This window comes from Vibrio comitans (assembly GCA_024346835.1).
GTDB lineage: Bacteria > Pseudomonadota > Gammaproteobacteria > Enterobacterales > Vibrionaceae > Vibrio > Vibrio comitans.
In genome coordinates this window covers 2012830-2033787 of the sequence record AP024866.1, presented here as the reverse complement: position 1 = coordinate 2033787, position 20958 = coordinate 2012830, and the positions used below count along the sequence as shown (strand labels likewise).

Sequence of the window (20958 nt, the reverse complement as noted above, 5' to 3'; positions counted from 1 at the left end):
CCCTTTCGTTTCCATTGTTTAGGGAAGAGCTTTTTGTCAAAGGACTGACACTTTTTTTAGTGAAGTTAAATGTCTTGAAAGAGCATTTAACGGTTAAAAGAGTTCTTATCATGAAGAAACAAAATCTATTTCTATTGATGGCAGCTATCGGGATCTTCCCAGTGGCACTGTCATACGGTTTTCTACCAAGCTTCCTGTTTGGCGTAGAGATGAACAGCGTTGAGATGATCAACATCTTCCGCGCCATTATGGGCTTATACACCGCAATGGGCATCTTTTGGCTAATGGCTGCCTTTAATTCAAAGCTTACTCAAGCTGGTCTTTATAGCCTAGTGGCTTTCATGGGGGGATTGTCTATAGCTCGAATCTTGAGTATCAATTTTGATGGTATGCCAAATGCTATCCTGCTTGGCTATACCGCTACAGAACTGCTCCTTGCGTCTGTTGCTTACTGGTTTATCAAACAAGAGAACGACCAGAAACAACGACAAGAAATGATTGCGGGAGAAGCGTAATGAAAAATAAAATCGTAATTAGCCTTGGCCTAGTTGTTCCTTTTATTGCTTATCCAGCTATTGGGGCAGCGTCTGCAGAGGCTACGACTGAGCAAAAGCAACCAAACATCCTGCTTATCGTGGGTGATGACATAGGTATGGGTGACTTGCAGCCATTTGGCTCAGAGATCAACACCCCAACGCTAAACTCATTGGCACAAGAGGGGATTCGCTTTAATAACTTCCATGCTTCTCCTGTATCTTCAGTAACACGCGGTCAATTGTTTACCGGTGCAAACAGTATTGAGGTTGGTCTAGGCTCGTTTGACTATTCCATCTATCCGCCATCAAAGGGTAAGAAAGGCTACGAGGGTTACCTAACCCGAAATGCGGTAACCATTACCGAGCTTCTGCGTGATAGCGGCTATAACACCTACCACGCCGGTAAATGGCATCTAGGTTCTGGTGGTGGTCATGGTCACCCACCACAAGATTGGGGTTTTGAGCAAACCTTCGGTGTCTACTCGGGTGGTTCTGCGCACTGGGATGACACCGATATGTATCCATCGGTGAAAGTGGCACAAAAAGCACTGGCAGAGGGCAAGCAACCACCATTGACCAAGCAAAAATTCTTCGAGAACGGAGAGCAAGTTGAGCGTGTGAAAGGCATTTACTCTGATGATCTCTATACAGGAAAGATGATTGAGTATATCGAGCAAGGTCGAGAATCTGGCAAGCCATTCTTTGGTTATCTGGCATTAACGACGGCACACTTCCCATTGCAGGCTCCATCAGCGCTTATCGATAAATACACTGAAATGTATGAAGAGCTTGGCTATGACGGGCTTAAAAAACAGCGCTATGAGCAGATGATAGAGGCAGGCGTTTATAAAGAGAATACGCCTTTCCCTGATGCAAATCCTATTGTGAAGAAATGGGATGACCTAACGGATGCAGAGAAGAAAACCCAGGCGCGTTTGATGGCGACCTATGCTGCCATGATTGAAGCTCAGGATTTCTACATTGGTCGCCTACTTGATTACCTGCGTGAGACAGGTGAGTTAGACAATACTTTGGTTATTTATATGCCAGACAATGGCCCAGAGGGTGCAGACGCGATGGGACCTTTGGCGAACGATCTTTGGAAAGATTGGACTGAAGATCACTTCGACATGTCTGATGAGGCGATCGGCACTTCAAGCTCGAGCCGACAGCTCGGTATCGAGTGGGCAAATGCGACAACAGGCCCACTACAGTGGTGGAAATGGTTTGTCTCTGAAGGTGGCGTTCGTGTTCCTTTGATTATGTCACCGCCAAGTGACACTGGCTTTGATAAGCAGGGCGAGATGTCTAACACAACCTTGAGTGTGAAAGACTTGCCTATGACTATCTTAGATTATGCTGGCGTGGCTCATCCGGGTGAAACCTATCAAAACCGTAAGGTTGCTTTGCCATCGGGTGTGTCGATGACGCCATTTCTATCAGGCAAAGCTGATACGGTGCGCAGTGACAGCGATTGGTTTGCGTTTGAATTGTTTGGCAATGGCTTTGTGATTCAAGGTGATTACAAGCTGATGAAGCTAAGAACTGGTATGTACGGTGACGGCGAATGGCATTTGTATAACATCAAGCAGGATCCAGCAGAGTCTGTTCCTCTAGAGGATAAGCACCCTGAGATCTTCAACTCTATGATGTCACTTTATAAGCAGTACAAAGCCGAGCATGGAATTGTAGATGTAGCAGAAGATTGGAATCCGTGGCTAGGTGCGGCTGGCCACACCATGTCGCACTAATTAGCACCCCTTAAACCCTCTGGTTTCTGACTAGAGGGTTTTCTTTATACAATTACTAGACCAACCGGTCTGTTTGTTGTATTCTGTTGTTATCAGCTAAGGCAATGGATGGATTGAGAGGGAAGCTCCAAACTCGGAGACAACGATGACCAACTTAATTGCACCTCAGTTTAACGGCAGGGCCCATACCAAGATGCAAGCATTGGCAAAGCCAATCGGTGCGGTATGTAATATCGACTGCAGTTACTGCTACTACTTGGGTAAGAAAGAGCTGCTTAACTACTCAAAGACTGACTCTGAGATCATGTCTGGCGATCGTCTTGAAGCGTATGTGAAGCAGTATATTGAGGCTCAGAATACGCCAGAGATCATCTTTTCTTGGCATGGCGGTGAACCGACTCTGCTCGGTGTTGATTACTTTGAGAGAGTCGTTGAGTTACAGAAAAAATACTGTCCAGAATATTCCACTATTACCAATGATATTCAAACTAACGCAACGCTTTTAAATGATGATTGGTGTCAGTTTTTTAAACGAAATGAGTTTGTAGTTGGCGTCAGTATCGACGGCCCTGAGCATATCCATAATCGCTACCGAACCAATAGAGCAGGGCGTGGCACCTTTAAGCAGACATGGCGCGGGATCCAGCTGCTAAAGAAACACAAGGTTAAATTTGCCACCCTTACTTGTGTTAACGACTTGGTAAGCACGCACCCTATAGAGGTGTATCGTTTTCTTCGTGATGAGGTTTCGCCTTCACAGATGCAGTTTATTCCAGTGGTGGACAAACTTGATGCGCCTATCAAGGGTAAGTGGCACAGCTATGGGGCTATGTCGATTATCCCAGTGAGCACCCAAATCGTGACCCCGTGGAGCCTTGCTGCTGAGCAATGGGGAGAGTTCTTAATTGCTGTTTTTAACGAATGGCTGGCTAAGGATTTCGGCAAGGTTTTTATTCCTTATTTTGATAACTTTTTCGCAGTGTGGGCGGGGCAACAGAGCAGTATGTGCACCCTAAGCGAGATCTGCGGGAAAGGCTTAGCCGTAGAACCCAACGGTGATGTGTACTCGTGTGATCACTATGTGTTTGAGCAGTTCAAATTGGGCAACTTTGAGCAAAACGAGCTTAAAAAATTGGCTTTTTCCCAGCGCCAGCAGGACTTTGGCTTCGCTAAACAAAAGTCGCTGCCCAAGCAATGCATGGCTTGTGGATACAAGTTTGCTTGTCATGGGGAGTGCCCTAAAAATCGCATCATTAAGAGTATGGATGGTGAAGAGGGTCTAAACTATTTATGTGCCGGTTGGCTTAAATTTTTTAAACATATCGACCCTATTGTTAGCCAAATTCTGACTCGCAATAACATCTCACTTGGAGAACGATAATGTCGACTATTGTGGAAACCTACCTCATCGTCGCCCTGACCATGGTGCTTTTGAGTCTGTGGAAAACCTATTCTGGCCCAGCTATTGCGGCTGTAATGTCTTACTCCTATCCTGAGATGCTGTTGTTTAACATGCTACCTGCACTTATTGCAGCTTATGTGGGTTGGAGGCTTGGACCACTCAATCTAGCATTACTCAAGCGCAACAAGCCGGTTGTTTTCCGACCTAAACTCAAGCGCTTTATGCAGCGCTGGAACCGATATGGTCAGGTGGTGGCGGCTATACTAGCTCCGGTGCTGGTGGGTATACCTAGCTATACCTTTGTTTCAAAGAGGTTGCATCAAAGCGCAGTCAAAACCTTTGGCTTACTGATCGTATCGATATTGTTTTGGAGCGGTGCGGCTTACTTTATTTTTTCACTGATGGATGTTGGGCAATATATCCCAGTTGATACAGTGATACCTCAATCTATCTTAGATAGAATGGAATAATCAAAAAGGCTCATCCATGTGGATGAGCCTTTTTACTATTGGGTGATCTTGATGGTTTCTTTCATCGCGTTATCTAACAAGGTGCGGTCTTGCTGCATAGCGGCCAGCAAGGTACTTCCAAGCCACAACCCGTAGATGGTTCGAGCAGTCTCATAGCCATCTTGCATATGAAAGTGACCCTCTTTGATGCCGTGATTGAAGAACTGGCTCATTCTTAATATTACCTTCTCAGCGCCGTCATTCATCGCTTTTTGCATCTGGTTTGAAGTGCCAGATACCTCACCGGAAAGTTTGGTTACCAGGCATTTTATCTGATAATCGTGAGTAAGCTTCTCACTGCACCAGTAGTCGAAGTATGCCTTGATGCGTTCTTGTGGCGTTTTATCGGTATCGATCAAGTAGCTTTCTAAGGTCTCTAGATGATCCTCGAAGTAATCGGTTAACAGGGTAGTCCCGAAATCTTCTTTGGATTTGAAATGGTGATAGAAAGAACCCTTGGTAGCGTTTGCTTCATTTAAGATCTTGGTTAGGCCTATGCCTGCAAAACCTTGTTCGCTAATCAGATCGAAACCTACGTCTAATAGTTTCTGTCTTAAGTCTTTCATATCATCACCTTTACTTGTTCTAGGCGCCTATTGTAAAAGGCAATTATACCGACCGTCCAGTTTGTTAATAAAAAAGTGTGATAAACATCTAGACCGGTCGGTTTGTTTGGGTTATATTTAATGCGTCCCATAAATCCAAGCGAGCCAAAACTCGCTGCTGAATGTGAGAACCCATGACAATGAACACTTCTATCGTGATTGCCGGAGCAACAGGTCTAGTAGGCCGAGAAACCCTTGAGTCTCTATTGCGAGACGTAAGAGTCGCGCAGGTTATTAGTCTTTCACGTCGAAAGATAGAAATGGAACATTCTAGATTACAACAATGGATTACTGCTGATTTGAGTATGCCTGAGAGCCCCCAAATGAATGTGCAACCGTCAGTTGGCATCATTACGTTGGGTACTACTCTGAAGAAAGCTGGCAGTAAAGAAAACCTAAGGGCTATCGATGTTGATCTGGTGGTAAACATCGCTACCAAAATGAAGAAAATGGGTGTTGAGCGACTGTATGTAGTTTCTTGTTTGGGCGCGAACACTAAGGCCATGTCCCATTACTTGCGATGTAAGGGAGATATGGAAGCGCAGATTGAGGCCCTTGGATTTACTGGGACCACCTTTTTACAACCAGGACCACTGGCCGGTGATAGAGACGAAAAGCGTAGTGACGAGAAATTGCTGCAAGGTGTAATGAAACTAGTTAACCCATTGATGGTGGGTAAGCTGAAAAACTATATGCCAATTGAGGCCAATGTCGTTGCCACAGCGATTAACAAATTAGTGTTTATGAGTGAAGAATCTCGAGTCTCGCGAATCACATCACAGAAGATGCGATGGTTGGTAGCCTAGCGCTTAGGCTTATTCAGTTGTATTTTTTCTCAAAATAAAAAACAGACTGGTCGGTACGAATGAAATTCAAATTATTTTTAACCTTATCTTTAACAGTTATCTCCTTTGGCGCTTTTTCTGGAGAGTCCGTATTTAGCGATACTGAACAATCCAAATGGAGTCACAGCAACTATGAAACCGTGGCTGAGGGCACCAGAACAACCTGGTTTGTGGACTACTACGACCTTGAGCATAAGCGTGACCAACAAGGGAATAACGCTCTAGTAATGACATTTTTGCCGGAGCAACTCTCTAAACAAAAGGTAGGCACTGCTTTTATTGAAGCACTAGAGGGTTCGAATCCTGCTTTGGATACCAATGATTTTATTATTCGAGGGCTTATTGAGAACCTTTCGATTCCTCTGTCAGAAGACGACACGGTGATCATAGTTGAGCGCAACAACACTATCCAAATTCAACACAACGACAAGGTCATCTATCAGTTCGCAGATAGCGGCGGTCAGAAGCAAGCGTTATTGAATATCTGGTTAGGTGAGAAGCCTGTCGATGATTTTCTTACCCAGGTTTAGGTCAAGACCCTATGTCTTGATGCTCGTAGCCATGTTAATTGTGCCGGTTAGTGCTAACAGTGAGGAAAACAGTGTGCAGCAGTTAGAAAGAAAGACTCACAAACAGTTTGTTGATGGCCTTAAGTATGAACTGATGTTTCGTAAGCTAAGTCGTCAGGTCTTTGCTGAACTTGAACATAACCCAAAAGGTGAGATGCGAAGTGACAGCATTGCACTTTTGAATCGGATTGAAACCCATAACTCACGCGTAATGGCGCCGGTGCGAGAGGCTTTTGATGTAGATACCGAGATTGGCATCGGTGACAAGGTATTGGCTAGCACAGTAACTGCGACCTTAAAGATCATGCCTTCGATGAGCTTTAAATACCTTGAGGGGAGTGCTCGTCGATTCGTATCTCAGTTAGAAGATATCGCTAAGCTGAGCCCAAAAAGATACCACGCCCAGATGGAGTACATGGTTGAGCATGAGCGTGCCCTATACCGATATTTGGTTCACTTTAACCAAGGTCGCTATGAAGCCGCAGATTCTATTTTCGAGCAATTCATTGAGCAGTATCAGGTTCACTAATTCAAGTTGGAAAAGGATTTCTCTAAATCATTTAAATTTTTGAGAGATGTTAAACATGAAAAAAATCCCACTTATTGCCCTTTTGACGATCCCATTGTTTGGTTGTGGTACTTCACCCGATCAAGAGGTGCAGCAGACTCAATTGCTTAAGGTAGACAGCAATGCGGCTCTTGTTGCAAAAAACGCAGATGCGCATCAGTTACCGCACGTCTTGACCATAGACCATGCACGACTAGCCGCTAAAGAGGGTGAATACCTAGATGCTAGCCGTGTGGATTTCTATGTAGACAACGAAGTTAACACTAAGCTGCTTCAAGAGAATATCTTGGCAGGTCTAGACCTTCCTCATCGCGTGCTGAACTACGCAGAGCAGGGCGAGATCAAAACCATGTACACAGATGCTGAGTTTCTCGCTAAGCGACATGGTCTAACAAATGGTAAGGCGCTAGCTGAATATCAACAGCAGGTCCAAACAATTGTCGAAGATGCACCTGAAGCCAAGCCTGCGCCAACCGCACAATTGGCCGAGGATTACGGTATTAATACTGTTACTTCCGATTATGATTTTGATACCACCATTGCCAATATTGAACGTGATGTTCTCGCTGAGGGTGACACGGTTTGGTTCATGAACTGGGACTATCAAAAACAGGCAGAGAAATTAGGAGAAGAGCTTCCTAAAGCCACACTTCTGGTGTTTGGTGGACCAGCGCCTGGCGCGAAAGCGATGAGTGACTTCTCAAGTATCGGCTTGGATGCTTTCGGTCAAAAGGTATTGGTATTTGAGCAAGATGGTGTAGTGCAGATTGCTTATAATGATATCGTCGATTTTGCTGAGCTTCATTATCAAGATGCGGCTATTTCTCACCGCGTAATCAATTACCGTCTTGGAAGTACCCTAAAGGGCGCAATCATAGACAATTAACAGAATTTGAACCTATCCGTTCTGGATAGGTTCTTCCCAACAGTCGAGATAATTACTGCCAAATATGGGTAGGGGTTAATTGCGTCTGTTGGATTCCAATAAGTACATGGAGTACGAGTTTTATATATGGAATTTGAACTAAACAGGCCTGAAAAATTTGGGCCTTAACTTCGGATAGAACATGAAAACTAAAATTGTTTCACTCTCTTCGCTACTGCTTCTTTCTGTGTCAGCAAATGCCGCTGAGCAAGAGAAAAACGATGTGAATGTCGACACTCAAACCAACACCTATCACGCACAGGATGTACGTAACGTGCAGACTAAGTTAGAAGCGGATTACTTTACTCATGACAGTTTTGATGGTTATGCAGTAGGTGGTGAGTTCGGTATAGGCGATAAGGCTAGTGTGGGCGTTACTTACACGGCTCTAGAATACACCTGGAATGATTGGCGTGGTAATGAAAATAGTACTGATAGCGACGCTATAGCCGTTACAGGTCAGTACAATATTAATGAAAATATCGTGATTGACGCCCTTTGGAATGTATCTGGTGACTATGACCAACTTACGTTCGGTGCTAATTACGTCGCTGATGCTTCTTTTGGTGTTTGGAATCTTGGCGCCAACTATTCCATGGGTGATTTGAATGACAGCGCCGATTTTGAGGCAGGAGTTTTGATCCCGTTCGGAGACTTCTACTATCGAGGTGATTTCACCTACTTCCTAGACTCCGGCTACGACACTGAGTTCGAAAACAAACTGGGCTGGACCAACGGTACTGTAGACATCAATGCCTCTTATAACATGTACGAGTTTGATGATTCGTATGTAGGCATCCACCTTGGTTTCCTGTTCTAATCCATTCCTGAGTATTAACCATGAAAAAGTTAAAAAAAACACTGCTGGTGGCGGCAGTCGCTCTCAGCGCGCCTGTTCTGTCTGGCTGCGTAGGCAGTAACTTTGTTACCAAGAAACTAATGGAATTCAACATCAAGGTAGTGGACAACCGTTATGCTCGTGGTGGCGTGAACTTCCTACTGGCACCTGTTTATGGCTTCACTACTCTAGCAGACTACTTTGTAGTGAATTCTATTGAGTTTTGGACGGGCAAAAACCCGTTTGATGGCACGCCACACATCTTTGATAGCAAGGTAGAGACCTATATCGATGTTAACGGCGACCTTGATCCATCTTTGACGGATGCGCCAATCGACCCTATCAGCTACAAGCAGATAGAAGAGAGTCAGCTTCGCTCAATCGATGAGAATACGATTGAAATGGAAGTGACCTTTGTGGATGGTACTCACTCAACTTTATTAGGTGTTAAACAAGGCTCAGACATCACCTTCAGCATAGACGGCGAGGTGGTATCGACGACGAGCATCGAAGCGCTAGAATCAGCGTTTGCTCAGCAGTCATAAAGCAGAAGGGCTTCTCAACACTGAGAAGCCCTTTGACTAAAAGTAAGGGTAAATTAGTTAGCCGCAGCTGCCCACGGATTCCAATCTTCAGCTACCTCTACAATGTTGTGATCTTTCGCATACTGCTGATAGGTCTTCATCATAGATTCAAATTTCTCTGGATACTTGTCTTCCAAAGGAACCGTTTCAGCTGGGTTGTCTTTGATGTTGTACAAGTGCCACTTACCATCGCCGTACATACCGGTTCTTAGCTTCATTAGCTTGAAGTCACCTTGAATCACAAAGCCATTGCCAAATAGCTCAAACGCAAACCAGTCTTTGTCGGTGCGAACGGTTTTAGATTCACCCTCCAAGAACGGTTTCATCGATACACCTGATGGTACTGGGATCTTGCGGTCTTTATAGGTATTGCCCGGATGCTTCACCTCTGCATAATCCAACATTGTCATTGGCAGATCTTTCACGCTCAGGGTAGTGCTAGACATTACACCTTGTTGGTCGAAGCCACTATCTTGCGGCGGTTTCACAATAAGCGGTACGCGAATACCACCTTCAGCGATAAACCATTTCCACCACTGAAGTGGACCAGTAGTTGCATTCGCCCATTCAAGACCAATTTGGCGACTTGAATTAGCACGACCAATTGCTTCATCACTCATATCAAAGTGATCTTCTGTCCAGTTTTTCCATAGGCTGTTTGCCAAAGGACCAAAGGCATCTGAGCCTTCAGGGCCGTTATCCGGCAGATACACGATCAGGGTGTTTTCTAACTGGCCACTCTCACGCAGGTAATCTAGTACGCGGCCAATATAAAAGTCATGAGACTCAACCATTGCCGCATAGGTTGCCATTAGGCGCGCTTGAGTTTTCTTCTCTGCGTCGGTTAGGTCATCCCATTTCTTCGTTAGTGGGTTACCCTCAGGGAATGGCGTATCTTCTGGATAGATACCGGCCTTAATCATGGATTCGTAACGTTGCTTCTTGAGTCCTTCCCAACCAAGTTTTTCATACATAGGAACGTATTTATCTATCAGTGCGGATGGAGCCTGCAGCGGGAAGTGACCAGTAGTTAGGGCTAGATAACCAAAGAATGGTTTACCTGATTCACGACCTTCTTCAATGTATTCGATCATCTTCCCTGTGTAGAGATCATCAGAAAAGATGCCTCGCACACGGTCAATCTCTTTTCCATTCTCGTAAAACTGCTGATAGGTAACCGGTGGCTTCTTACCTTCTTTTAAGGCTTTATTGGCCACCTTGGTAGACGGATACATATCGGTATTATCCCAGTGCGCAGAGCCACCGGAGTATACGCCAAAGGTCTGTTCAAAACCCCAATCTTGCGGTGGGTTGCCGTGTCCGTGACCAGAGCCAAGGTGCCACTTGCCTGAGTGGAAGGTATTGTATCCGCTGTCACGCAGAAGCTCAGCTATAGTGACCGTATTACGCGTCATATAACCTTCGTAACCTGGCTTGCCTTTGGCTGGAGGATAAAAGGAGTAGTCGAACGAGCCTAGACCAATTTCAATACTGTTGGCACCGGTTAGCATTTGTCCTCGAGTCACTGAGGATACTGGCGACGCGTGGAAGTTGTTGAAGCGGATGCTCTCTTCGGCTAGATTAGTCAGGGTTGGGGTGTTGATCTCCGAGCCGAACGGAGCCAAATCACCAAGCCCGATATCGTCGCTCACAATAAGCAGAATATTGGGCCGATTATCGTCTGCCGCTAGAACCAGGTTTGGCACAACCAAACCAAAACAGATGGTTATTTGTATCTTCATTAATAAATCTTCCTTAATTTAAATCTGCTTTAACTATTCAGTTTTTTCTTTCAAAAGCAGCAAGCCAACAACGCCAAATCCGAATTCAAGGATCAGATAAAGCCACAACACACCATTTGGATTTCCATCGATAGCGATACTTAGGATTCGTCCAAAAGCGAGACCAAACATAAAAATAACGAGGTTGATGATGGCGCCCTTGGTATGTTTTGAATTAAAGGCACCGACTAACCAGTAAAGAGCGGTCGCAAGATATAAGCCCATCACTGCGCGGAATATGTGGGTCACCTCTACGCTGTTCACTTCAATATCAAAAAGAAAAGCAAGTGACGCTTTAGGTGAGAAGCCATACGAGAGAGCAATTGGTATGAGCCCAGCAGTGGCGAGCAGTAAAAAAATCTTGTGTTTGTTCATAATGCTTCCTTGTTTTATGTCCAACGATGCAGTTCAGCATCTTGATACTTTCCATGAACTACTTTCTTACGGTTTATCTTTAATAGCTGACTAATTCTTGGATCTGCGTGTTTGAAGAAATCGAGCCAACCACTACACAAGTAGTTAAGTCCAGGTTCTCCGTCTTCTGTAGTGAGAAAGCGGTTCTTTGGACACTCTCCGTGGCAAGCGAAGCGATAGTCACATTCTCGACACTTTTTAGGCAGTGATTTGTATTTGGCTAAACCAAAATCGGCCTGTTTTCGAGATAAGGCAATCTGGCCAAGCTTGGTTTGTGTGATATCCCCAATCTCAAACTCTGGATAGACATAGTGATCGCACGAGTACACCTTGCCATTTGGTTCTACGGCTAGACCTTTGCCACAGATCTCTGAAAGGGTGCACATGGTGCTTTGCTCACCCATCCAGATACCGATAAAGTTTTCAAAGTAAGGAATGAATACTTTGCCAAAGTCCTTTTGCATCCACTCATCGAAGACGGTTTTTAGAAATACGCCCCATTGCTTAGTTGAGACTGACCAAGGCTCCATAGTCTGCGTAACAGGAATAATGGCGTTGGATCCATTGCTGGTCCACTGACTGTTTAGTGCCGAGTTGCTTTTATCAACTACAGGGATAAATTGGATCTGATTAGGTTGTATCTCATCGCGAAGGAAGCGATAGACCTTGAGCGGATGCATCGAAGTGACATCGTTGACACAGGTGAGAGTGGCGAACGTCACTTCGTGTTTCTTTAGAAGCTTTGCTCCGCGATAAGTTTTCTCAAACGTGCCTCTACCAGCATGATTCTTGCGATAGTGGTTATGCAGTTCCTCAGGCCCATCAATACTGAGCCCAACAAAGAAGTTATGCTTTTTGAAAAACTGACACCACTTGTCATTAAGTAGTGTGCCATTGGTTTGCAGGTCATTGACTATAGTGGAGTGCTTCGGGCTGTATTTTGCTTGAAGTTCAACCACCTTTTCAAAATATTCAAGTCCAAGAATAGTGGGTTCGCCACCATGCCAAGTGAATACAATTTCAGGTGTGTTTTGTCCCTCTATATACTGCTTTATATACTCTTCGAGCAGTTCAAAAGACATCTTTTTTTCTTCACGCTTGTCGTAATCAAGCAGCTGTTGTTTCCCTAAGTAATAGCAGTAGGAACAATCAATGTTGCACACCGCGCCTATAGGCTTTGCTAGTGCTTGAAACTTGGAGTGGGCTTTGCCCTTATACTGTGGTACCTGTAATTCCATTTACTAATCACTTATACATCGAGTGAAACAAAAAGTTAGAAGTGAGCGGCCCAGCCAATCAAGAAGCCTTGCGATGCCGTGTTGTAGGCAAAGGAGTCACCGTTGTCGTAATCAACCCATGTGGACTTGTAGGCTAGGTTGAGATCAGACCAAGAATTGATGTGATAACGTACGCCGGTTTGCACAGAGCTAGTGAAATCCGTATCACCACTGAGTCCAATATCACCATTGAGGTAGAAGTCCCAGTTCTCGCTGAGAGGAGAGGTTAAACGTGCTCCGATGAGGTAGTCGACCCAGTCTTCTTCCACATCTGGGTTTCGATCTAAGTTGCCATTTGGGCCGCGAATAGACCAATCTATATCGTTGTCCCACCACCTTATTCCAGCCATGTAATCGACAGACCCAAAATCGTAGCTATAACGTTTGAATACTTTTGCCTCTAAAACGCCCTGCCTAATCTTTATCTCGTTGTTCGTATTGCTAGGGCCATCACCAGACAGTTTCATATAGCTATAGTCGAGATAAAAGCCCCATGTGTTGCGATATAGTGTTTCCCAATGCAACATCGCACCAATATCGATATTGTTTATGATGAACTCAGGATCGACATCGACGTCGGCTGAGACCCCGCCAATCCTGCTATCACCACGAATATTAAGCGCTAGCGCGTAAATCTCGATAGAGTGCTTCCAAGCAGATTCTTGCTCAGTTGATTGCGCTGCAAGAGCAGAGGGAGAGGCCAATACTGCTAGAGGCAGGGTGGCATAGATTCCTTTTAACAGATTTTTCATAATCTCACTAATCCATGTGTATGAAATGTTTGTAAGGTATTGATTTATATATTAGCCTTGTTTACAACTTCGCAACAAGTATTTATTTGTCCAGATAACATAATTACAAACTCTGTGCCTAGCTATTGGGCTGAAATCATCACAAAGGATGGATATATGAGAAACATAATTGCTGTACTTCTTAGCTCAGTTGTTATTACTGCGTGTAGTAGCGTGCCACAGCAAACGCAGCAAGATCTGGAATTAGTCGATAGCAGGGTAGGACTGATCGCAGCGAATGCAAATAAATTGAATTTAGAGCCCGTGCTTTCAATCGATCACTCGCGTTTAGCAAGCGAAGCCGAGCAAGACCTTTCAGCAAGCCGAGTTGAACTGTTTTCTGATGATAAGCTCAACACGGAGCTTTTAAAGCAAAACATAGAAGTTGGTTTAGACTTGCCATTTCGGGTATTGAGCTATTCAGAAGATGGGGAGATTAAAACACGATATACCAACGCACAGTTCTTGCAGATCCGTTATGGCTTAAATAACACTCAAGCCTTAGCCCAATTTGAAGGTAACGTAGAACAGTTGGTCAGTGTTGTGCCAGATGCAATGCCAGCTAGTACACAAGGGCTGGAAAAAGGTTATGGTATAACGCGAATTGATTCAGAGATGGATTTTAATAGCACTATCGAGAGTATCAAAAGCAATGTACTTGCCCAAGATGGAACCGAGTGGTTTCTGACGCTTGATTACAGCAAGCAGGCTAAAGCTATTGGGGTAACACTACCAAATGCTACATTGCTAGTCTTTGGTGCTCCAGGGCCTGGCGCCAAAGCAATGAAAGACTTCATGAGCATAGGTCTGGATACGTTTGGGCAAAAAGTATTGGTTTATCAACAAGGTGATAAGGTAGTTGTAGCCTATAACGACATCGTTGATATGGCCCGTCTTCATTATCAAGATTCAGCACTACCACATAGGGTTGTAAATACCATGTTGGGGAAAACAATCTCAAAGGCAGTAGAAAAATAGAACAAGGCAATTCGTAACGTAAGCAGGTCTAGCTAATCTATCTGAATGGACAAATTGACGGAGTAATATTTTTAATACCCGAGCCATTGGTGCAATGGCTCGGATAGACCATCAAGAATGCGTCGGTTTAGACCATCTGAGACATCAACAAGAAGCCGCCAAATACCAGCCCAAACAGCATCATACTATTGCCACCTTCCGCGGAATAACGATCGCTTAGGGTATCGGCCCAACGCAATTTGTACACCATGGCTAATGGAACAAATACAGCAAGGAACACTAAGATTATTCCAGCGTAAGCCAGTACCGATAAGAATTGATCTGCCGCTAAAATTGCGCCAACTAGTGGGAATACGAAGGTCAGAACATAGGTGACTAACCGATTTTGTTTAAAAGTGTCACTATTTTGATGAAATAGCGACATGGCTACACCGAAGAAAGAGGTAAGTAGCGCAAGACCGGTAAAGAGTGACAGAACAGTGCCAATCCAAGGAGCTTCGTGTTCAAATCCTGCCATCAACTCGGAAACACTCGAGAACTGTTTTAGTTGCTCCGGTGGCAAGTTACCGACAACTGCAAAGAGCCAACATAAGTAGCAGAACAGTGGGATCAGAGAGCCGATAATCACCATATTACGCAGTTGTTTGTCTGTCGCATCATTGTTGTAACTGACCAAGCTGGGGATCACCACCATAAAACCAAAACTTGTGAAGAGTACTGCGCTGGTCTTGATAAGCTCGAAATGATCATTATTGCTCACTTGGGCTAGGTTTTGCGCTGAAAACTCTGGAAGCAGTGCAAATAGGGTTAAAAGCAGACTCGCAATCATGATTAAGAAGAGTGCGCGGTTGAGCTTATCAATCACACCCGTACCGCAGGCTACGATAGCTCCAGCGACCAAGGTGAATAGAATCTGGCTTTGAGTGAAACTTAAAGAAAGCCCTAAAGCGGCTGCGCCCTGTGAGAGAAGATCTGCAGCGCCCAAGATGTATGCCATTAATAAGCAGATAAGCAGTGCGTAAAGTAGACCATTAGTTACGAGTTGTCCGCCCTTGCCTAGGGATGCTCGAGCGATTGAATTAAGGCCTAAACCGCCGCCAGACTTGATAGTTGCCTCTAGAAGAAGCAGTGCAGAGTAGGTAGTACCAAACCAAATAAAAGCCATCAAAAGTGTGCCTAATACTAGGCCAAACTGAGCCAATACCATTGGAATTGCAAGCATGCCAGCACCAAGCGCGGTGCCAGAGATAATAAGGGCGCTACCCAGAAGTTTTGTATTCATTTTCTATAAAACCGTAAATATTAATTAAATTTTGAATTCATGCGCGTGCGCGCAGGCGTAGTGATTAGTCGATGAGAATCAATACGAAAAATAAAATCGAGAAAATGAATATGACGGCAAGAGGGAGTTGCAAGTGCAAGGAAGAGCAAAAGGGGATAGGTGTGCTTTTTGAGTGTGAACTGTTTGGTGTGGTGACCCTTCAGTGGGCTCCATAATTGGTGCTGTAATCTTGAAAATCATAAAGATGTCCTGAATAAAAAGACAATCCTTTGAAACAAACATAGTAAATCCTGAACTATGTGATCTCGAACTGAGATAACTTCATCTTATAGAGGACGATGAGGATTGCAAAGGATAGATAGTTAACCGGCCAAATAATCATCGGCATAATCATGGTCTGCGATGCAAACATTGTTTTCAATACAAGAAACGCTTGTTAACACAATTCTGACTTGAATAATTGATCAATTAATATACAATTCCGGTCTGAATCTTAGCCTTACATATGACAAAAAGGGATAATAGAACGTCATGGGTAAGCGAACATAAATTTCTATTTGTGAGTAGTATAATTGCCTGTGAAATCGTTATTTTTATTTTTGTCGGCACTAATGTTGTCGAGTGCAGTAACCGCAAAAACCGTCGAAAAAACATCTCAAGTTAACAAGATTGAAGACAAGTATCACACCATCGGTTTAGAAGGTGTGATGGACTTTGATTTGTTCAAAAATGCTTATCTGGCATATGAATCCACCGAGGGTGCGAAAAAGCCAGTACTGACTATTATTGATTATCAGCGTCCGTCAACGGAAAAGCGCTTCTTTGTTATTGACCTTGAAAAAGAAAAGTTAGCCTTTGAAACCTATGTAGCCCACGGCGTAAACAGCGGTGGTAAAACAGCGACTGAGTTTTCTAACATTATGAGCTCTCGGCAAACCTCGCTAGGTGTTTTCTTAACCAATGAAACCTATTACGGTAATCATGGTTACTCTTTGCGCTTAGATGGTGTGAGTGAAGGGTTGAATGACAAAGCAAGAGATCGCCATATTGTTGTGCACGCAGCAGACTATGCGACCAAAGAGTTCATTAATAAGCATGGTTATCTTGGCCGTAGTTGGGGATGCCCGGCACTTTCGCCAGAGGTGAATAAAAAGGTCATCGATATGATCAAGGGCGGTAGTGTTATTTACGCAAGTGCGTAATACTGCGCTCTTTTAGATACAGACCTAGATTGTGTAAGCCTGTCGATTCTATCGGCGGGCTTCGTTGTTTTTTAAGGCTCTGTATCGGTATTGATTCAACCTAATTGACGTCCATTTTCTCAACATGCAATGAGTTTACGAGCAGTTTTAATTCACTCGTTCAATCAAGCTCATAATCAGGCTTTTTAAGTTGATTGTTATGTTATAACATTTCGGCAATTCTACTATGCACGATATTTCATGAAACACTTTAGACTCATTGCTTTGGCTATTGCTATAGTCGCTTTTACGCTTGCTTTGTTACTACCTGAAGCACTGCAATCAACACCCCAGAACAAGCAACCGATCGAAATCTTGATAACGCCAGCACCTGAGGTTGAGCGTGAGCAAACGCCTATTCGTGTTCATTACTTCGTTAAAGTTGGCGATACCCTTAGTGATATCTTCTCTGCGTGGGAGCTACCCTATAGCAACCTACAACAGGTGTTATCAGCGGATGAGATCCCACTGCAACTCGATACGATAAAGCCAGGGGATCACCTTGAGTTTGTTATTGACAGCACAACCAGGCAGATTCTATCTCTGACCTACCATATCAGCTTGGTTGAACGTGCGACTTATACTCAAATCGAAACCGGTGAGTTTGATTACAACTTTATCGAGGAGCAAGGTGAGTGGAGAGAAACTCTGTATTCTGGCACCGTTGAAGGTAGTTTCTCATTATCGGCTCACAAGATTGGCTTGAGTTCTAATCAGATAGCCAATATCACTCGTGTTTTGCACGATAAAATTAACTTTGCTCGTGAACTTAGGGCGGGTGACCGGTTCGATGTGTTGATCAATACACAATACCTAGATGATCACCCGACAGGAAATAGTGAGATTAAGGGCATTTCCTTTAAGTTAGCGAAAAAAGAGGTGGCGGCCTTTTTGGCTGATGACGGTCGTTTCTATGACCGAGAAGGAAATAGCTTGGAGAGGGCGTTTAATCGCTATCCTGTTAATGCACAGTATCGTCGAATCACCTCGTCATTTAACCCTAGGCGCAAGCATCCAGTGACGGGTCGCATTAGCCCTCACAACGGAACGGATTTTGCGACACCCGTCGGAGCAGCAGTGTATTCAACTGGCGACGGAAGGGTAGTTGGAGTGAGGAATCACCCTTATGCAGGAAAGTACCTTGTTATCGAGCATAACAGTGTTTACACCACTCGCTATCTCCATCTTGACCGCTTCTTAGTTAAGCGAGGTGATTATGTTGAGCGTGGGCAAAAGATTGCTATTGCCGGAGCGACAGGACGGTTAACGGGCCCCCATTTGCATTTTGAAGTACTGGTGCGTAACCGCGCGGTTGATCCAATGAAAGCCGATCTACCGATGGCAAGTTCCATCTCAAAAGAAAACAAACAGTCGTTTGCTGCGCGAATTGCTAAGTTTGATAACTTAACTATCTAGCACTGAATCCTCTTTAATTAGTGGCTTTTATTTGTTTTGATGGATTTAATCATACATAAGTGATTAATATAGGGTTGAAGATTCAGGTATGATTCCAATACTTTCAAAGATGCATGTAAATTACTCTATATGACTCAACTATCAATAACACAGCGATGCTCAGCACCGTCAACATTGACCCTAGTGTTGTTGACAGGATTAGCTGCGATGGCAATGAGTATCTTTTTGCCGTCACTGCCTCATATGGCTGAGTACTATGACGTCGGCTATCCCGTCATTCAGCTCTCTATTTCTGGCTACATAGCTATGACTGCGGTCGTTCAGCTTTTTGCAGGTCCTTTATCGGATAGATATGGGCGCCGGCCTGTCGTGCTAGGGGCTATCGTTGCGTTTTCATTGGCAACATTAGGTTGCCTATTGTCCGAAAACATCTGGCTATTCATGCTATTTAGAATGCTTCAAGCTGTGGTTGTTACTGTGGCTATCATTGCGCGAACGGTAGTGAGAGATGTTGATTCTGGGCCACTGGCAATGCGCAGAATGAGCTATATCATGATGGGAATGTCTCTAGTTCCTATGATTTCTCCGACCCTTGGCGGTTTCTTAAGCGAGTATTTTGATTGGCATGCCGCCTTTCTTTTTCTGTTGGCATTTGCGTTGATGGTTGGTGTGCTAGCGTATTTCGATATGGGGGAGACTGCACAACAAATAAACCAGTCGTCTAATACTCGAAATCAAGGATTTAGAACTCTTATTAAGGATAAGCACTTTGTGAGTAACTCACTGGTTACCATGCTGTCCAATGGCGCGTTTTTGATCTTTCTATCGGCAGGGCCTTTAATTGCGACCAAGCACTACGACTTGTCACCGTCTTCGTTTGGCTTATATTTTGCCCTGACCCCAGCAGGTTATTTTCTTGGAAACTATCTGACAAGCCATTTAAGTCAGACCTTTTGTTCAAAAGTGCTGATAAGAATGGGCAGTGGGGTTGCTGCCCTTGGTCTTATAGGCATCATTATTATCGCCAATTGCGGCGCTGACATGCCAAGCGTTTTCTTTGGTTTGATGTTTTTCGTTGGCCTGGGAAATGGATTGATTATTCCTAGTGCGACCATTCGAATGCTGAATGTTGCTCCGACATTAATTGGTTCAGCGTCGGGTTTGGGCGGAGCCATAATGACCGCTGGTGGTGCTTTATTGTCTCTTTCATCAGACATCGCAGTTTACCCAGATTCAGGTATATTGCCGATAACCAGCGTATTACTGGCCTGTTTTGTTGGTGTGCCGTTAATTTTATCCATGCAAGATTAGGTAAACAAAAGGCTAGCGAATGGCTAGCCTGAATGGATTGAATCGAAACGAGTGTCCGTTTGTCTGTTTATGAGTTAGATAATTCGCTAATGCGATTTTTATACATAGATGCTAGAACCGCACTACTCATAATCGTGACTAAGAAACCTAAAGACCAAGTGGTTGCTATCGCATATTCTGTGCCCACCAACACCATCTTTATACCAATAAAGATCATGATGATCGAAAGCGCTGGCTTGAGGTAAATAAACTTATCCAACATCGCTTGCAATACAAAGTACAGAGAACGCAGCCCAAGGAGCGCAAACACGTTGGCCGCCAGTACCAAGAAAGGTTGCTGTGTTACCGCAAAGATTGCAGGTATTGAATCCAAAGCAAACATCACATCCATCACCGCAATGACTCCCACCACAATCAGCATTGGTGTGGCAATCCATTTACCCGCTTGTTTGAATACCAAGCTGTTACCTTGATAGTCATCGGACACTGGTAGGAATTTGCGAATCAACTGTTCTGGGTAAGGATTTATTTCTTCCTCTTCGCCTTTATCGCGAGCCAATTGAATACCTGTCCAAATCAGGAACGCTGCAAATAGGTACAATACCCAGTGATACTCTGCCAGTAGTTTAGCGCCAATAACAATCATAACGGCACGCAATACCAGAGCACCAATAACACCCCATAGTAGCGCTCTAGGCCGCAAGTGTTCCGGCACCTTGTATTGAGTGAAGATGATTGCAAATACAAATAGATTATCAACGCTTAAGGACTTCTCTAATAGATAGCCGGTTAAAAAGGCTATTGTTGCTTTCTCAGAAGAGTACACACTGTGCGGTGCATAGAAATCCCAGAAAAAGTAAATAGAGGCAGCAAATACAAACGCCAACACAAACCAGAAAATACTCCAACCAAGTGCTTTCTTCATGGTTACTGAGCCACCGCGAGTTTGGTAGATGTCCAGTGCAACTAGAACAAGGGTCAGTAGACCAAAGACGCCATACATACTCAGCGACTCTTGCATCGGAGCAGAGGAACTTAATTGGGTAGCATTTAGAATAGGGGACATATTTCCTCCTGAGCAGAAGGACGGGTTTTAGGTGACCTTCCGCAAAACATAAAAACCAACAGGCATACGCGGTATGCTGCTGATCAATGAATGCGTTGGTCTCGTTGGAGTGACTGGATATCAACCAATCACCTTTACTTACCGGTTAAACATGCGCTTAACGGGATGACGATAAGTAAACTTGCGCTAACTACTCCCCAAAACAGGGCCATCATAGGCTTGTTTTGGTCAATAGCCAACAAAAAGTATTTGTGGTTAGCGTATTAAAT

21 protein-coding genes are annotated in these 20958 nt (G+C 44.2%); 14 read left to right on the top strand and 7 right to left on the bottom strand.

Going from position 1 to position 20958, the window contains the following annotated elements:
- The first annotated feature begins 110 nt into the window (after positions 1-110).
- The 4 genes from OCU46_RS09300 (at position 111) to OCU46_RS09285 (ending at position 4159) form a co-directional block, all read left to right on the top strand.
- Positions 111-515, top strand: a complete 405-nt coding sequence (locus OCU46_RS09300) for a DUF4345 domain-containing protein (RefSeq protein ID WP_141268667.1) — start codon at positions 111-113, stop codon at positions 513-515.
- Positions 515-2287, top strand: a complete 1773-nt coding sequence (locus OCU46_RS09295) for an arylsulfatase (protein ID WP_141268665.1) — start codon at positions 515-517, stop codon at positions 2285-2287. Before OCU46_RS09300 ends, OCU46_RS09295 begins: the two co-directional genes overlap by 1 nt.
- A 145-nt stretch (positions 2288-2432) precedes the next feature.
- Positions 2433-3668 carry an anaerobic sulfatase maturase gene (locus OCU46_RS09290; RefSeq protein ID WP_141268663.1) on the top strand — a complete coding sequence of 412 codons (1236 nt, stop codon included), beginning with the start codon at positions 2433-2435 and terminating at the stop codon, positions 3666-3668.
- The gene (locus tag OCU46_RS09285) at positions 3668-4159 is read left to right on the top strand and encodes a hypothetical protein (RefSeq protein ID WP_141268661.1); all 492 of its coding nucleotides are present in this window, start codon (positions 3668-3670) and stop codon (positions 4157-4159) included. The genes OCU46_RS09290 and OCU46_RS09285 overlap by 1 nt, the downstream gene beginning before the upstream one ends.
- Before the next feature lie 35 nt (positions 4160-4194).
- On the opposite strand, the gene OCU46_RS09280 is transcribed toward OCU46_RS09285, so the two are convergent.
- The gene (locus OCU46_RS09280; RefSeq protein WP_141268659.1) at positions 4195-4764 is read right to left on the bottom strand and encodes a TetR/AcrR family transcriptional regulator; all 570 of its coding nucleotides are present in this window, start codon (positions 4762-4764) and stop codon (positions 4195-4197) included.
- Between the two features lie 173 nt (positions 4765-4937).
- On the opposite strand from OCU46_RS09280, the gene OCU46_RS09275 reads away from it, so the two are divergent.
- The 6 genes from OCU46_RS09275 to OCU46_RS09250 all read left to right on the top strand — a co-directional run bounded on the left by OCU46_RS09275 (position 4938) and on the right by OCU46_RS09250 (position 9093).
- Positions 4938-5609 carry an NAD(P)H-binding protein gene (locus tag OCU46_RS09275; RefSeq protein ID WP_244311332.1) on the top strand — a complete coding sequence of 224 codons (672 nt, stop codon included), beginning with the start codon at positions 4938-4940 and terminating at the stop codon, positions 5607-5609.
- A gap of 59 nt (positions 5610-5668) precedes the next feature.
- The gene (locus OCU46_RS09270) at positions 5669-6178 is read left to right on the top strand and encodes a chalcone isomerase family protein (protein ID WP_141268657.1); all 510 of its coding nucleotides are present in this window, start codon (positions 5669-5671) and stop codon (positions 6176-6178) included.
- Between the two features lie 73 nt (positions 6179-6251).
- A complete protein-coding gene (locus OCU46_RS09265) occupies positions 6252-6746 on the top strand; it encodes a hypothetical protein (RefSeq protein ID WP_141268655.1) in 495 nt (164 codons plus the stop codon).
- Between the two features lie 55 nt (positions 6747-6801).
- Complete coding sequence (locus OCU46_RS09260; protein ID WP_141268653.1) at positions 6802-7671, top strand: DUF302 domain-containing protein; 870 nt, start codon at positions 6802-6804, stop codon at positions 7669-7671.
- A gap of 181 nt (positions 7672-7852) precedes the next feature.
- Complete coding sequence (locus tag OCU46_RS09255; RefSeq protein WP_141268651.1) at positions 7853-8530, top strand: hypothetical protein; 678 nt, start codon at positions 7853-7855, stop codon at positions 8528-8530.
- A 20-nt stretch (positions 8531-8550) separates the two neighbouring features.
- Complete coding sequence (locus OCU46_RS09250) at positions 8551-9093, top strand: DUF3332 family protein (RefSeq protein WP_141268649.1); 543 nt, start codon at positions 8551-8553, stop codon at positions 9091-9093.
- A gap of 53 nt (positions 9094-9146) precedes the next feature.
- On the opposite strand, the gene OCU46_RS09245 is transcribed toward OCU46_RS09250, so the two are convergent.
- Genes OCU46_RS09245 through OCU46_RS09230 form a run of 4 tightly spaced genes read right to left on the bottom strand, consistent with a single transcriptional unit; the run spans position 9147 to position 13356 of the window.
- On the bottom strand, positions 9147-10874 hold the full coding sequence (locus tag OCU46_RS09245) for an arylsulfatase (RefSeq protein WP_141268647.1): 1728 nt from the start codon (positions 10872-10874) through the stop codon (positions 9147-9149).
- Between the two features lie 33 nt (positions 10875-10907).
- Entirely contained in the window at positions 10908-11288 is a 381-nt protein-coding gene (locus OCU46_RS09240; protein WP_141268645.1) for a DUF4345 domain-containing protein, read from the bottom strand.
- 14 nt (positions 11289-11302) lie between these two features.
- Positions 11303-12565, bottom strand: coding sequence for an anaerobic sulfatase maturase (locus tag OCU46_RS09235; RefSeq protein ID WP_141268643.1), 1263 nt, complete (start codon positions 12563-12565; stop codon positions 11303-11305).
- Between the two features lie 35 nt (positions 12566-12600).
- On the bottom strand, positions 12601-13356 hold the full coding sequence (locus OCU46_RS09230) for a DUF481 domain-containing protein (protein ID WP_141268641.1): 756 nt from the start codon (positions 13354-13356) through the stop codon (positions 12601-12603).
- A 156-nt stretch (positions 13357-13512) separates the two neighbouring features.
- Between OCU46_RS09230 and OCU46_RS09225 the strand changes: the two genes are divergently transcribed.
- The gene (locus tag OCU46_RS09225; protein ID WP_141268639.1) at positions 13513-14373 is read left to right on the top strand and encodes a DUF302 domain-containing protein; all 861 of its coding nucleotides are present in this window, start codon (positions 13513-13515) and stop codon (positions 14371-14373) included.
- Positions 14374-14500: 127 nt separating this feature from the next.
- Here the strand turns inward: OCU46_RS09225 and OCU46_RS09220 are convergent, their stop codons facing one another.
- Complete coding sequence (locus OCU46_RS09220) at positions 14501-15655, bottom strand: amino acid permease (protein ID WP_141268637.1); 1155 nt, start codon at positions 15653-15655, stop codon at positions 14501-14503.
- A gap of 611 nt (positions 15656-16266) precedes the next feature.
- On the opposite strand from OCU46_RS09220, the gene OCU46_RS09215 reads away from it, so the two are divergent.
- The 3 genes from OCU46_RS09215 (at position 16267) to OCU46_RS09205 (ending at position 19623) form a co-directional block, all read left to right on the top strand.
- Positions 16267-16857, top strand: coding sequence for a murein L,D-transpeptidase catalytic domain family protein (locus OCU46_RS09215; protein WP_141268796.1), 591 nt, complete (start codon positions 16267-16269; stop codon positions 16855-16857).
- Positions 16858-17097: 240 nt separating this feature from the next.
- Positions 17098-18312, top strand: a complete 1215-nt coding sequence (locus OCU46_RS09210) for a peptidoglycan DD-metalloendopeptidase family protein (RefSeq protein WP_141268635.1) — start codon at positions 17098-17100, stop codon at positions 18310-18312.
- A gap of 129 nt (positions 18313-18441) precedes the next feature.
- Positions 18442-19623, top strand: a complete 1182-nt coding sequence (locus OCU46_RS09205) for a multidrug effflux MFS transporter (protein WP_141268633.1) — start codon at positions 18442-18444, stop codon at positions 19621-19623.
- A 67-nt stretch (positions 19624-19690) separates the two neighbouring features.
- Here OCU46_RS09205 and OCU46_RS09200 read toward each other — a convergent pair whose 3' ends face one another.
- Positions 19691-20689 carry a TerC/Alx family metal homeostasis membrane protein gene (locus OCU46_RS09200; RefSeq protein WP_141268631.1) on the bottom strand — a complete coding sequence of 333 codons (999 nt, stop codon included), beginning with the start codon at positions 20687-20689 and terminating at the stop codon, positions 19691-19693.
- Positions 20690-20958: the final 269 nt, after the last annotated feature.